This is a genomic window from Streptomyces sp. NBC_01465 (genome assembly GCF_036227325.1).
In the GTDB taxonomy this organism is placed as follows: Bacteria; Actinomycetota; Actinomycetes; order Streptomycetales; family Streptomycetaceae; genus Streptomyces.
Map to the genome: position 1 here is coordinate 3,062,172 of NZ_CP109467.1, position 13,390 is coordinate 3,075,561.

Annotated in this window: 14 protein-coding genes; 6 read left to right on the forward strand and 8 right to left on the reverse strand. The window is 70.1% G+C overall.

Translation table 11 applies throughout. The features are described from left to right. Positions 1-592: 592 nt before the first annotated feature. On the reverse strand, positions 593-1,909 hold the full coding sequence (locus OG707_RS14210) for an MFS transporter (protein WP_329118087.1): 1,317 nt from the start codon (positions 1,907-1,909) through the stop codon (positions 593-595). A gap of 89 nt (positions 1,910-1,998) precedes the next feature. Here OG707_RS14210 and OG707_RS14215 point away from each other — a divergent pair, with 89 nt between their 5' ends. Further along, a complete protein-coding gene (locus tag OG707_RS14215; RefSeq protein ID WP_329118088.1) occupies positions 1,999-2,979 on the forward strand; it encodes a winged helix-turn-helix domain-containing protein in 981 nt (326 codons plus the stop codon). Between the two features lie 42 nt (positions 2,980-3,021). Here OG707_RS14215 and OG707_RS14220 read toward each other — a convergent pair whose 3' ends face one another. Genes OG707_RS14220 through OG707_RS14235 form a run of 4 tightly spaced genes read right to left on the reverse strand, consistent with a single transcriptional unit; the run spans position 3,022 to position 5,707 of the window. Next, positions 3,022-4,392 carry an oxidoreductase gene (locus OG707_RS14220; RefSeq protein ID WP_329118091.1) on the reverse strand — a complete coding sequence of 457 codons (1,371 nt, stop codon included), beginning with the start codon at positions 4,390-4,392 and terminating at the stop codon, positions 3,022-3,024. Further along, the gene (locus OG707_RS14225) at positions 4,385-4,594 is read right to left on the reverse strand and encodes a DUF397 domain-containing protein (RefSeq protein WP_329118093.1); all 210 of its coding nucleotides are present in this window, start codon (positions 4,592-4,594) and stop codon (positions 4,385-4,387) included. Before OG707_RS14225 ends, OG707_RS14220 begins: the two co-directional genes overlap by 8 nt. 40 nt (positions 4,595-4,634) lie before the next feature. Continuing rightward, positions 4,635-4,844, reverse strand: coding sequence for a DUF397 domain-containing protein (locus OG707_RS14230; RefSeq protein WP_329118094.1), 210 nt, complete (start codon positions 4,842-4,844; stop codon positions 4,635-4,637). Next, entirely contained in the window at positions 4,841-5,707 is an 867-nt protein-coding gene (locus OG707_RS14235) for a helix-turn-helix domain-containing protein (protein WP_329127786.1), read from the reverse strand. Before OG707_RS14235 ends, OG707_RS14230 begins: the two co-directional genes overlap by 4 nt. 158 nt (positions 5,708-5,865) lie before the next feature. On the opposite strand from OG707_RS14235, the gene OG707_RS14240 reads away from it, so the two are divergent. The 5 genes from OG707_RS14240 to OG707_RS14260 all read left to right on the forward strand — a co-directional run bounded on the left by OG707_RS14240 (position 5,866) and on the right by OG707_RS14260 (position 9,656). Beyond that, positions 5,866-6,339 carry an ATP-binding protein gene (locus OG707_RS14240; protein ID WP_329118096.1) on the forward strand — a complete coding sequence of 158 codons (474 nt, stop codon included), beginning with the start codon at positions 5,866-5,868 and terminating at the stop codon, positions 6,337-6,339. A 221-nt stretch (positions 6,340-6,560) separates the two neighbouring features. After that, on the forward strand, positions 6,561-7,469 hold the full coding sequence (locus OG707_RS14245) for a helix-turn-helix domain-containing protein (protein ID WP_443071331.1): 909 nt from the start codon (positions 6,561-6,563) through the stop codon (positions 7,467-7,469). Between the two features lie 49 nt (positions 7,470-7,518). After that, positions 7,519-8,106 carry a Uma2 family endonuclease gene (locus OG707_RS14250; protein WP_329118100.1) on the forward strand — a complete coding sequence of 196 codons (588 nt, stop codon included), beginning with the start codon at positions 7,519-7,521 and terminating at the stop codon, positions 8,104-8,106. Between the two features lie 42 nt (positions 8,107-8,148). Next, complete coding sequence (locus OG707_RS14255) at positions 8,149-8,739, forward strand: hypothetical protein (protein WP_329118102.1); 591 nt, start codon at positions 8,149-8,151, stop codon at positions 8,737-8,739. Between the two features lie 89 nt (positions 8,740-8,828). Then, positions 8,829-9,656: an aminoglycoside phosphotransferase gene (locus OG707_RS14260; RefSeq protein ID WP_329118104.1), complete on the forward strand. Its 828-nt coding sequence runs from the start codon at positions 8,829-8,831 to the stop codon at positions 9,654-9,656. Between the two features lie 90 nt (positions 9,657-9,746). Here OG707_RS14260 and OG707_RS14265 read toward each other — a convergent pair whose 3' ends face one another. The 3 genes from OG707_RS14265 to OG707_RS14275 all read right to left on the reverse strand — a co-directional run bounded on the left by OG707_RS14265 (position 9,747) and on the right by OG707_RS14275 (position 13,345). Continuing rightward, positions 9,747-11,438 (reverse strand): methyltransferase, encoded by a 1,692-nt coding sequence (locus OG707_RS14265; RefSeq protein ID WP_329118106.1) that lies wholly within the window; start codon positions 11,436-11,438, stop codon positions 9,747-9,749. 82 nt (positions 11,439-11,520) lie between these two features. After that, the gene (locus tag OG707_RS14270) at positions 11,521-12,684 is read right to left on the reverse strand and encodes a 4-hydroxybenzoate 3-monooxygenase (RefSeq protein ID WP_329127788.1); all 1,164 of its coding nucleotides are present in this window, start codon (positions 12,682-12,684) and stop codon (positions 11,521-11,523) included. Positions 12,685-12,784: 100 nt separating this feature from the next. Beyond that, positions 12,785-13,345, reverse strand: coding sequence for a TetR/AcrR family transcriptional regulator (locus OG707_RS14275; RefSeq protein ID WP_329118108.1), 561 nt, complete (start codon positions 13,343-13,345; stop codon positions 12,785-12,787). Positions 13,346-13,390 lie beyond the last annotated feature (45 nt).

The window sequence follows — 13,390 nt, forward strand, 5'->3', positions numbered from 1 at the left end:
ACCGGGCGGTGTGGGAGCCCCGTTCAACGCCCACCCCGCCCGTCCCCCCACCGGGCAGTGACCAGCGGGGCATGAAGTCCGGCCAACGAGTGGGTGGTTGACGCTGAGCCGAGAGCAATTGCCCCATTCAAGTGGTGCGCCAACCGGCCACCGCGCACCCTTCGCGTCCCGGGCCACCAGGACCGGGCCGCTGTTGCGGGCGCAGCCCGCACCCGGGCACCGGTCCGCCGCCCGCAGCCCCGGGCCCGCCCCGACCCCCGCCCTTCCGGTCCGGGCCAACCCACGACCCTGATCCCCTCCCCACTGTGGCCAGGCCTCCCTGCCGACCGATAGCCGCCAACCCCAGCGCCGGAAGGGACGGGGTCAATGGTGGAGCGCAGCGGAATCGGCGCAGCCGACGCGACGAAGGAGCGCCATTGACGCCGGCCCTGGAGGCGCGCACACTCCCGGCGTCGGTTGACAGGGAGACCCACCACACGAAGCCCCCGACCAGGGGAAACGGGTAGGAGGCGTCTCAGATCGCAGCCGCGTACGCGACGAAGCCTGCCCATGCCTCGCGGCCCACGGCGAATCGCGACCCGGCCTGCGACGGTTACTGCGCAGGCGTACTACTCGCATGCTGTTCGGTGCCGTTCTCTGATCCCGTTGAGCAGTTCGGGACGGGGATCGGGGATGTGAGTGGGTGCCAGGTGAGAATCCAGCTGGCAGTGAGCGCGGCCGCGATGCCTGCCAGGGCGATTGCGCCGCCTGTTCCGATGCCTGCGGCCACCGCGCCGAAGCCGGCCGGCCCGACGCCCTGAAGCGTCATGTTGCCGGAGCCGAGCAGACCGAAGGCCTGGCCCTGGCCATCCTGCGGCAGGGCGTCAAGGAACGGCCGTTGCAAGCCGAGACCGTAGGCGAATCCGAAGCCGCAGAGCAGCAGTAGCCAGGACGAGACGCCCACTCCGGGCTCGGCGGCGAAGCCGACCAGCGGCAGTCCCATCAACGCGATCAACGGGACCACCAGTCGCTCCCTGGTGGGTGGACGTAGGAGTCGGCCCACCAGCAGGTCACCGACCAGCATGCCGACCGGCAGACAGCCCATCAGCACCGCGTACCAGCCGGGCGCGAAGTGACGCCCTCCCGCGTAAGCGACGATCAGGCTTTCCGCGCCCGCTACGAACGCGGGCGGCAGCCACTGGGCCAACATCAGTCGCCGTACTGTGTGGCCGCGCAGCAGCAGGCCGGCACCGTTCAGACTTGCCCGGACGGTCCCGCCGTCGCCCCGAGTGCTGGCGGGTGTGCGGCCGAACTCTCCCGCCTGCGGCCGGGGTAGCCGGATGCGGACAGCGAGCGCGCAGCCGAGGTAGAGGGCGGCGCTGAGCGTGAGCGCCCGGTGCGGGCCGAGTGCCGCGACGGCCGCACCTCCCAGCGCCAGACCGGACAATTGCGCTCCGGAGGCAGCGATGTTGTTCAGTGAACGGCCCAGTACATAGGCGTCGCCGACCAGCGACTGCGCGACCAGCCGGCTCGACGCGCCGTGAAACACCGGTGTGGCGAGGGCAACCAGCGCCACGACACCGAGGCTTGCCGCGATCGGCATCCGCACCAGGGCGAGCAGCAGGGCGGCGGCGCACTGCGAGGCGTAGCCGCCGGCGATGAGCGTGCGGGGCGGGAGTTGGTCGGCCAGTGAGCCCAGCAGCAGCGAGCCGAACAACTGCGGGAGAAAGCCGATGCCGAAGGCCAGTGCGCTCAGCAGCGCGGAGCCGGTGGCCGCGAAGACCAGCACCGAGAACGTGGTGATCCGCAGCGAGTCCGCGGTGATCGCGACGGTGCGGGTCGAGAAGAGCAGCCGGAATCGTGGCTCGGCCAGCACTTCCCGGTAGGTGGCACGGTGGTTGACCTGCACGGGTTGGGCGGTTGGGGGCATGGCGCCCAGCCTCGCCGTGGGCCCACGCCACTCACCAATGATTCGTCGCTGGACGAATCTGAACAGAGGGCCGCCGGTAGCATGGCAGGGTGCTGCGCTTCGAAGTCTCCGTCGAGGACCTGCTGCGCAGCCGCTTCGCACTGTCGCCCGCGATGGACCTCTGCTTCCTGCTGCGCTCGCTCGCCGGCCAGGACCAACCGCTGCCGCGAGCGTGGGCCACCCGGCTCATGCCGGACTTTGAACGGCTTCGCCGCGAGAGCGAACTGGACGCCGTCCTTGCTCTGCATGCCCCGCAATCGGGGCCGAACTTCGTCGCCCCGCCTCCGCGCGGCCTCAACCAGACCTGGGCAGACGACCTGGCCATGATCCGGGCCACACCTCTGGAAGCAGCCCGCCGCGAATTCGCCACCAACGCGACCGGCCCGTCCGCCCGTGATCCCCGCGTACGCGCAGTGCTGGACTCTCCGGAGGCCGTGCCCAGGATCGCCGCGGCGATGGACCAGGCGTGGCACGAGCTGCTCGCTGCGGACTGGCCGCAACTGCGCGCGATCTGTGAGCGTGATGTCGTACACCGGGTGGGGGTGATCGGCGAACACGGATGGGTCACGACCATCGAGAGCCTGCACCCGAGCATCGCCTGGCAAGCCGGCGGTATCGAGATCGGTCACTTCCCCCAAGTCGGAACTGTCCGCCTCGCCGGCGACGGTCTCCTGCTGATCCCTTCGGTCTTCGTCGGCAATATCGCAGCCCACCTGGAAGACCCCTGGCCCAGAACCTTGATCTACCGTGCCCGCGGAACCGCCGCCCTGTGGGGCGAACAGGAGACAGTCCCTCAACCGGACGCGCTGACCGCTCTGGTCGGCCGGGCCCGAGCCCGGCTGCTCTTGGCGCTGGATGCCCCGGCCAGCACCAGCCACCTCGCCCGAAGCCTCGCCATGACACCCGGCGCGGTAGGAGATCACCTCGCCATCCTGCGAAGCGCGGGGCTGCTCGTCCGCGCCCGGTCCGGACGGTCGGTGCTCTACCGGCGCACCCCGCTCGGCGAGGCACTGGTCGCCGGTTCGGGCTGAGGGCTCAGGGCTCAGAGCAACACCCGCCCGGACGGTCCCGGCTCAGCCGCGGCTCAGCGTCCGCGTCACCCCCGCCACCACCGTCGTCGTCAGCACCCACCCAACCGCGATCAGCCCGTACGCCAACGCCTGGACTCCTGCCTGGTCCCAGTGCCAGACGCCTCGCTGGCCGAGGCCGCCGATCGGTACGAGCAGATCGAGGGTGTACGCGACCGGGTTGAAAGGCGGGCCCTCGCCCTGCTTGTTCGCCACCGGGGTGTGGAAGTGAAAGACGAGCGAGCCCAGCAGCGTCAGCAGCGCCAGCCAGATCCCGGCGATCCAGGGGCGGTAGCCGTAGCCGACGGTCACGTCGAGGAGAGCACCCCAGACCCGGCTGACTCCGCGCCGCGTCGCCCGACGCCGCCGCTCCCGTACGAGCAGCACGCGCCGCGCCTCGCCGTCATAGCCCAACCGCCGGTAGTGCGCGGCCAGTTGCTCGTACGGCTGCGGCGCGTACACGGATTGGTGATCCAACCATGCGAGCCGATTCGCGCAGTCCTCGTGCTGGGACTGCGCCGTCGACTCCAGCCAGTCGTACGTCAATCCGTCCAGGCCCAGCGGTTTGCGCCAGGTGGACGGGTGGTCCTGGATGCGGGTCGCACGCGCGTTGCTCAGGTTCACGCCACCCGCCGGGGGGCTCGCGAAGCGCAGGTCGAGTGCCTCCACCTGCGCGCCCACGCACATCAACGACGAGCCGACGCCGAGGAGTTCGGCCCCGTTGAACGACAGCAGGTCATCGACACGCGCCCCGCGCAACCGGACCCGCCCGTTCGCCCGGAAACCCATGTGCATGCGTACGGTCGACGCCCGCAGCGCGTCCCCGTTGAACGCGAGCTGGTCCGGCTCTGGCATCACGATCCGCGCCCCGCGCATCCACAGCCCACCGGGCAGCTCGGCTCCTGGAAACAGCACCTGCCCGTAGGCGACGAACTCGTCCTCGCAGAAGACTCCTCCCGCCATCACCAACCCGCCCGCGTTCACCGCTGGGCCCTCCGCCGACACCAGGCGCGCCCCGTCGAGCCGAAGCCCGCCCGCGATATGCGCATGGAGGAGGTTCACGGGGCCGCGCCGGCCCCCGCTGATCGTCGACCCGCGCAGATCGAGTCGCCCGCCGATCCGCGCGGTCGGTGCGATGAAACCGGGCAGCTCGCATCCTGTGACCGTGAAGGCGAGGGTGCTCGCGCCTTCGAGGGTGATCGGCTCGTCGAAACGGCATGCCTCGAAACGCACGAGCCGTCTGATGTCGGCCCCGTCGAGCGCCAGCGCCCCGCGAACGTGGATGCCGCGCAGGACATAGGGCTCCGAGGCCGCGTGCGCGTCCGGGTTCAGGATGGCGCGTCTGACTTCTGTGGCGTCTATGTACCCGTCAGGCACGGGCGCCGAGGAACGCGGTCCAGGCGCCGGGGGTGATGGCGAGCACGGCTCCGGTGGCAGGGTCGTTCTTGGAGTCGCGGACGTGGACCGCGGCGGGGGTGGACGCCACCTCGACGCAGTCGCCTTCGCTTCCGTTGCTGCTGTAGCTGCTCTTGAACCACTTCAGCTCGGAGCCGTCTCCGGCAGACACCTTGCGGATCATCTCGCTCCCAACACTTCCTCGACAGGGGCCGGCGTATGGCTCAGATCGCCACCACATACGTGACGAAGCCCGCCCATGCCGCACGATCGACGGCCAAGTGGGCGCCTTGCGCGTTCTTGGAGTCACGGACGTGGATCACACTGGGGGCGCTTGCAACCTCGACGCAGTCGCTGGGGTTGCTGCTGTCGCTGTAGCTGCTCTTGAACCACACCAACTCGGCAGCTTCCCCAGCAGAGATCTTGCGGATCATGTCTCTCCCAGCATTTCCTCGATGAGGGCCATCGACTCCCGTGGGCTGAGAGCCTGAGCCCGGATGGTGCCATACCGCAGCTCCAGGATCCGGAGCTGCCTCGGATCGGAAACCGGCCGCCCGCCAAATTCATCGTCCGCGCGCCCCACCGCCGACCCGTCGGCGAACTTCAGCACCTGAATCCGCCCACCCGTCCCGGGGTGATCCCAGCGCGCGATCGGCATCACCTGGATCTCCACGTACGGCAACTTCCCTACATCCAACAGGTGTTCCAGCTGTCGACGCCACACCATTGTGCCCCCGATCGGGCGGAGCAAGGATGCCTCCTCCTGCACAAAGCTGAGGTCAGGCGCGGGCGACCTCTCGAAAATGGACTGCCGGGACATACGGGCGGCCACTGCTCGCTCCAAGTCGTCCGCCGACAGAACGGGGCGCCGAGTGCCGAGCAGCGCCTGCGCGTGCTCCTTCGTCTGCAACAACCCGTGGAGGTTGTGGTTGCCGTATGCCGCCAGTTCGACGGCCCGCTCCTCCAGCTTCGCCAGTTCCCGAACCTTCTTCGGGTACCGAACCGCCGCCAAGTCCGCCGCCATCGCCGCGATCTTCCCGCCCGCGCCCAGCAGTACGTCCGCCCGCTCCAGGTACTCGGGACGAGGGATCCGCTTCCCGCCCTCGACCTTGTAGACGAGATCCTCCCCGTACCCGATCGCCGCCCCGAACTCCGCAGCCCGCATCCCCGACGCCTCGCGCCAGAGCTTCAACTGCCGCCCCACGGCCGCGACCACCGCGACGCTCTGCTCATCGTCCGGGTCCACCTCCCAGCCGGGCTCGTCCGTACCCGTACTCTCGCCGCCCGCGTTGTTCATCCCGCGCCCACCTCCGACGTGCCGATCACTCTCAACGCGCCATTTCCCGCGCCGTAACGGCGGACAACCCGGACAGCACCGGACAAGCACCGGACAGTCACCGTACGCAACCACGACATCGCTGTTCACGGATCGCGGCCCCCGCCACGCTAAGTGACATGGCTCACGAAACCGCCGAACCCCTTGCCGCTGTACTGGAGTTCACCATCCGCCTGTCCGCAACCCGTCGCGGCGCACGCCTCGCCCGCCTGCTCGCCACCGAGCAGATCCGCGCCTGGGGACTCCCCACCGAGCCCGCCGCCCACGTCGTGGCAGAACTCGCGGCGAACGCCGCCACCCACGGCCGCGTACCGGGCCGGGACTTCCGCCTGGCCCTCACCCGCACCGCGCACAGAACGCTTCTCATCGAGGTGACGGATTCACGAGGCGACCGCCTTCCCACACCCCAACCACCCGCAGGCGAAGCCGAGTCGGGGCGCGGGCTCCTCCTCGTCGAGGCCCTGGCCGACCGCTGGGGCGTGAACCTGGGCCCCTCACCCCGCAAGACCGTCTGGGCCGAGATCGATCTGCCCAGCTCAGCCCCGGAGGCCCGCAACACAGGCTCCGACGTCGGCGGCGGTAAAAACCCATAACCAACAATCCAGAACCAACTACCCAGCCAAGCCCCGCCGTTCGAACATCGGGACCCCACGCGTCACCCACACGAGTGATCCTTCACCGGAAGGCTGGCATCCGCCTTGACGCAAAGTGCAAAGTCGCCCTCGACGACCCGTCCAGAACATGAGACGGCCCCCGCCGGGACTGCGAATCCCGAACGAGGGCCTGACCACCCACGGAAGAAGAGACCTTCCCAATGGCTGATACGCAGCTTAATGCGCCCCCGTCCGCCCAGTACGTGGTTCGCCACTCCCCGCGAGGTGTCGCGAAGTTGACCGAATTCCAGGACCCCGGGTTCACCATCATCGGCGACCATCTCAGCCAGCACGGCGAGATGTCCCTGACCGCGATCGGACTCGCCACCCACATCCTGTCCCTGCCCGACGGCTCCCCCGTCGACATCCGCACGCTGGCAGCGAAGTTCCCCGAGGGCCGGGCCCGCGTCGCCTCCGCCCTGCGTGAGCTGGAGGCGCACGGCTATCTGGAGCGCGTACGGCAGCAGACCGGTGGCAAGTGGGTCACGCTCACGTACTCGTACAACAACCCCGCCGCCACCCGCGCCCGCCGTGCCCGAGAGGCCGCTTCCGGCCACACGCCGAGCGCCCCCGCGACGCCGGCCCCCGAGGAGCCTGCCCCAGCGGAGCCCGACCCGGAACCCGTACGGGAGGCGGACCCCACCGCCCCGCGCCGCAGCGCCCCCGCCGCGCTCCCGCCCGTACCGCGACCCGCGTACCCCGCCCCCGACCTCCTCCGGTCGGCCACCGCCCTGCTCGCCGGCCTGCAGCTCCAGGACCCCCGCCTACTGCTCTCCACGTACGACACCGAACACCTCGCCCCCGCAGTCGCCACCTGGCTGGAACGCGGGGCGACCCCGGAGGCCGTGCAGCGCGCGATGACGTTCAACCTCCCCGCCGAGCCCCTCCGCCGCCCGGCCGCCTTCCTGGCCCACCGCCTCACCACGGAACTCCCACCCCTGCCCGCGTGCGGAGCTGCGCCTTCGGCCCCGGCCCCCTTCCAGACCTGTGACCACTGCGACCGCGCGTTCCGATCCCCGAAGCCCGGTGCCTGCCGCGACTGCCGACCCGACCTGATGGAGGCCGCTTAGCATGAGTGCGACGACCCTTCAGCCTGGGCCAAGACGAGGAGCACGCGCCATGACTGTCGCCCCGGACGACGCGCAGCAGGGAACCCTCCACTACCGGGCCATGCGCGACATCGTCGATCAGATGCGAGACAGCGTTCCCGGCAAGTTGGAGATCACCAAGGAAGGGATCGTGCACGACATGATGGCCCCGGGGCGCCCCCACGAGCTGACCACGGCCCAGGTCAGCCGCCGCCTGGAGAAAGTCATGCCGGAGGAGGTCCTGGCGCACACCGGGACGCCCGATGTGGAGGACGAGCCCGAGGGCATCATGCGCCACCCCGACGTCATGGTGATCGCCCTGACGGACATGGAAGGGCAGGGCTCCTTCGACCCGCGAACGCTCATCGCCGCGATCGAGGTCGTGTCACGGTCGAACCCCGACAACGACTGGGTGACCAAGATGCGCGACTACCCGCTCCTCGGGATCCCCCTGTACGCGATCTTCGACCCCCGCACCGGCTCCGGCGCGGTCCTCTCCGAGATCCACCCGACCCCGCAGGGCCCGCGCTACGCCACCCGCAAGGACTTCGTGTACGGCGAAGACGTGACCATCGGCGAGTGGACGATCTCCACGGACGGTCTGCCGCGCTACCCGTAGAGAAAGCGCGGCCTGTCAGTTGCGTGGCCTAGGGTCCCCCGCATGGTTGAAAACACGGGGATGAACACCTACCAGCGCCTGGCCGTCCGGCTGCACGAGCTCGGCATGATCACCCGCCAGAAGGCGGACGAGTCGGTCGCGGACACCGCCGACTGGGGCGAGCCCCACCCGAAGCGGCGCACCGAGGAGCTGACCGGGGTGCTCGAGGAGTGCGACGTGGCTCTGCAGGCCCACGGTGAGGACGTCGACTTCGCCCAGGACGCCTACGAGGGCATCTTCGAGGACGCGGAACGAATGATCGGCGGCGCGGTGGCCGTCACGGACGTGGACCTGGTCGGCGAGATCGGCTCGTCGCGGGATCTCCGCTTCAAGGTCAACGGCGTGGCCAAGTCCTGGCGGATAGAGCAGGAGTCCGACGACTACCTCGACCAGGGCGCCGTCGAGCAGGGCATCTCGGACCTTGTCCCGGGCGGCGGCGACCCGCGGGTTTTCCACTGCGTCCCCGGCGAGGGCGGCTGCGCCGACGACTACTACCTGCTGGCCACCCCCGCTCAAGCGGCCACGTTGCGCGACGAGTTCGACCTGCGCGTCGAGGTGCGCGGCGCGGACGGACTGCCCGTCCGCGAGCAGTAGCCCCGATCCGAGCCGCCCGTCGGCGCGAAGGCTTGGGCTGCGAGAAAAGAGGGTGCGTCGGGCAAAGGGATGTCGGCAGGATGCCCGGCGTGACTCAGCTGCTGAGCAACACCCTCCCGCCCTCTGCCGTCCTCGATGCCTTCGGTGTGAAGGGGACTCCTGTCCCGCTGGTGGGCGGGCAAGGGCGCAGCGTTCTCGTCGGTAGGTTTGTGTTCAAGCCGGCCGAGGGGCCTGAGGACGAGGTCGAGTGGGCTGCTTCCCTGTTCGAGAAGCTGGCGCCCGACAGTGGCTTCCGGGTCCCGCTGCCGCTCCGGGCCGCCGACGGACGGAGCGTCGTGGACGGTTGGACTGCGAGCGAGTTCCTGAACGGTGAGTCCGGACCGCGGAGGCATTGGGCCGGGGTCCTCAACGCAGGCCGTGCCTTTCATGCCGCCCTGCGACAGGTCTCCCGGCCCGACTTCCTTGATCGGCGCACCCATCCGTGGGCTGTGGGTGACCAGGTTGCATGGGGCGAGCAGGACGTCGATGTGGTCGAAGACCTGTCGGCGCCGTTCTCGGCTCTGCTGGCGCTGAGGCGCCCGGTGGATCAGGACGCGGCTCAGCTCATTCACGGCGATCTCACCGGCAATGTGCTCTTCGCTGCGGACGAAGTGCCTGCCGTGATCGACTTTTCGCCGTATTGGCGGCCTCCGGTTTTCGCGGACGCCATCGTGGTCGCGGATGGTCTGCTGTGGTTCGATCTTCCGTCCGATCTGGTGACGGGTGGCAGCGATCATCCCGATTGGCAGCAGACGCTGATTCGTGCACTGATCTTCCGGCTCGTCGCGCACAGCGAGAACGCGAGGCTGTCGGGGCGGGCTCAGCCCGGTGAGCCGGCGCGGTATGTCAGGGCAATCGACCTCGTGACGACGGCATAGCTCGGTGCAGAAGCGCGGGCGGCCCGGATCCGAACCTCACCTGGGCACCGAAGCGGGGCCCAGGTGGCAGCACCATGGTCGCCTAGCGGTCTACGGAGCGAGCGCCCCCGCTCCCCTGCGGACGTGCAGCACGTTGCCGTCCAACGGCAGCGGTGTGACGCCCACCAGAGTGAGGCCCGCGTCCGCGAACAGGCGGGCGTAGTGGTCCGCTCGGCGTTCGCGGCCTCCTACGTTGCACATCATGTGCAGGTCCCACGCCGTCGCCAGGGAGGGTGAGCCGTCGGCCGGGAGGACGCGTTCGACCACGAGCAGGTCCGCCGTGTCGGGCATCGCCCGGGCGCAGTGGCGCAGGATCTCCAGGCAGCGGTCGTCGTCCCAGTCGTGCAGGACCCGGGACAGGACGTAGACGTCACCGCCCGCCGGTACGTCCGCGAAATCGCCCGGGTGGAACGTGCACCTCTCCGAGTGGCCCGCCTCGGCGAGGAGGTGGCGGGCCGTCTCCACCGTCTGCGGGCGTTCCAGCAGGGCGCCTTGCAGGCGGGGGTGTGCGGAAAGGATTCGGCCCAGTAGCTCGCCGTTGCCTCCCGCGATGTCCACCACCGTTGCGCCTTCGGTCGCTTCCGTCAGGACCGGGTGCGTGGGCAGTGGGTCGAACATCCGGGCGCCGGCCGCCATCGACAGGTCGAAGAGTTCCGCCAGTTCCGGGTCGCGCGCGAAGTGGTCGAAGTGGTTCTCGCCGAAGCGCTGCTCGAAGGCGACCTCCCCCGTTCGTACGGTGTGGTCGAGGCCCGCGAAGGACTCGTAGAACGGGCCCCCGTACATCAGCGCCAGCGGCCGCATCGAACCCTCGGTATCCGTACGCAGGAGGCGTCCCGTGCCCGTGAGGCGGAAGCGGTCGCCCTCCTCGCTCACCGCACCGAGCATCGTGAGGTAGCGCAGGAGCGTGGTCAGGTTCGGGGCGAACGCGCCTACCTCGGCGGCCAGTTGGGACACCTCTACGCCCCGCTCCATGGACATCGCATCGGCCACCCCCAGCCGCGCGAACGCCGCCAGCGCCTGCGTCGTCCACGCGCCCGTCAGCTGGCGCAGCAAGGTTTCGGCGGGCTGGCTCTTGCGGTGCTCGTCCAAGTGCGCGGCGAGGAGGTCACGGTGGTCGCCCGGGACGTACAGCTCCACGCGCCGGTAGCCGGCCTTCGCCTCGGCGGGTGCCGTGAAGTAGAAGACCGTGCCGTTCTCGTGCGGGTTGTAGCCGCCGCCGTCAGGCGTCGCCCCGTACCGCCCGAAGGCCGCGCACAGCCCGCGCAGCACCAGCGGGTCCGGTGCCTCGACCTCGAACGCGACGTGCGCCTCGTGCTGTTGCTCCCTTTCGTGCGCGGCGACCGCGTCCAGGTCGGAGCCCGGCTCCACCGGCAGCACAAACACCTCGACCATGCGCCGCGTCCCGTCCAGGCATTCCACCGCCGGGCGCAGGATGCTGACGGCCAGGTCCGCCGTCGGGCGCTGGTGCCGTACGGCCAGACGTTCGCGTACGACGACGCTCGCCTGCGGCGGTGCGTCCGCGACGAGGCCGCAGTCGGTGAGCGTGGCGTTCAACGCGGCCTCGTCGGGCGGGAAGACGAGCAGCGCCGCGTGCGAGAAGGTGCAGCGCTCCGCCAGGCTCCGCAGCTCAGGGCCGTCGAGGCCGGGGAGCAGGAGCGGGAGCAGTGTGGCGGTGTCCTGTGCCTTGACGAAGTCGGCTGTCGCGCGCAGGCGGGATGTATCGCCCGAAATTGCCGTGATCATTACGTGGGGGTTCTCATTCCGGGGTGCGGAGGTTGGGGCGGGGACATGGGAGTGGGGCCATGGGAGGGGGGACAGAAACGGGCTAGATGCCGACGTAGTGCTCGGCGAACCAGTCCTGCTGGCTGCGCGAGGTGCGCAGCGAGGTGAGGCGGGAGCGGCGCAGCGCGTTGTGGAACAGGGACTCGCCGTCCGCGCCGGTCGGGCCGTGCAGCAGCCCGATCATCCAGTGGGAGAACTCCTGCGCACGCCAGATGTGCGTCAGGCACCGCTCCGAGTACGCGTCGAGGCCGTCGGGGTCCCCGGCCGTGAGGGCGGCGATCAGGGCGCCGGCCAGGATCTCCGCTTCGAGGACCGCGAGGTTGGCGCCCTTCGCGGCGGACGGGCTGATCAGGGCGGCGGCGTCGCCCGCGAGGAACAGCGCGCCGTGGCGCAGTGGTTCGAGCACGTCGGACTCGAGGTCGACGACGGAGCGCTGGGCGATGCGACCGCGCTGCAGCGGGCCGTACTCCTTCGACCGCATCCGCAGGTCCAGCTCGTCCCAGATCCGCTCCTCGGACCAGGAGTCGGCGGGGGTGCCGCGCTCGCACTGCAGGTAGTAGCGGGTGACCTCGCTGGTGCGCGCCATGTGCCCGGCGAACCCGCGCTCGTGGACGGCATATCCGACCGCGTCCAGGCTGGGCGGCGCCTCGGCGAGCAGGCCGAGCCAGGTGACTCCGTGGTCGCGGTGGTGGCGTACGGTCCCGGCCGGCAGGGAGCGGCGGGCCGCACCATGCCGGCCGTCGCACCCGGCGACGTACCGCGCCCGCCACAGCCCCGGCCGGCCGTCGGCGTCGCGTACGTCCACCTCGGGCCGGTCGGTGTCGGCGTCGCGTACGGCGACGGCCTCGACCCCGAAGCGGATCTGTCCGCCGCGTTCCAGGAAGCGCGTCAACAGGTCGGTAACCAGGTCCTGTTGGGGGTAGACGGTGTGCCGCTCCCCCTGCCCGAGCCCGCTGTAGTCCAGCCGGAACCGGCCGTCCTCGGTGCGGAATTCGCAGGTGTTGTGGAGCTGCCCGCGCCGGTGCAGCCCCTCGGCCAGACCGTGCCGGTCCAGGATCCGCACGGTGTTGGCGGCGAGGAAGCCGGCACGCGCCCGCGTCTGGACGTGCGCGCGCTCGGCCCGCTCCAGGACGACGCAGTCGATCCCCCGGTCCACCAGGATGTTCGCCAGCACGAGGCCTGCCGGCCCGGCTCCTAGGACGACCACATCGGCCGTGTTCCCGTCTGTCACGGAAGGAGATGTTAAGGAGACAAAATTCGCACCCATACCGAAATCACCTGAATGCCCGTATCGAACGACAAAGCGATCACTTCTCGAAGTGCGCCAGGACCATCGCGACCAGGGCGTCGACGTCCGCGTCGGCCATCGGTTCGCCCGTCATGCCCATGCGGTGGAGCAGTACGCCGACCACGACGTCGATGAAGAACAGGACGCGTTCCTCCGACTCGCCCAGCGCCTCCTGGAACGCGATCCGGTACGGGTCCTGCAGCCGCGCGGCCAGGACCTTGCGCAGGTCGGGGTCGCTGACGGCGTCGCTGAAGACCCCCGCGAACGCGTCGCCCACCCCGGGCTCGGCGACCTTCGCCGCCATCCAGCGGATGGCCGACGCCATGAGCTCCGACCGGTCGTCACCCTCGATCGGCGCCGGGCCGAACGCGTCCAGGAGGCAGTCCACGATCAGCTCGCCCTTGGACGGCCAGCGGCGGTAGATCGTCGACTTCGCGACGCCCGCCGCGATGGCGATGCGCTCGACGGTGGCGCGCGCGTAGCCCAGCTTCCGGACCGTGTTGAGCGTCGCGGCGAAGACCGTCGCGTTGACGCCGGTACGGGGGCGGCCGGGCGGTCTGGGCGATGTGCTCGAAGTCATAGCCGTACGGTACTCGCTTTCGCTACCTTAGGTATCGATACCTCA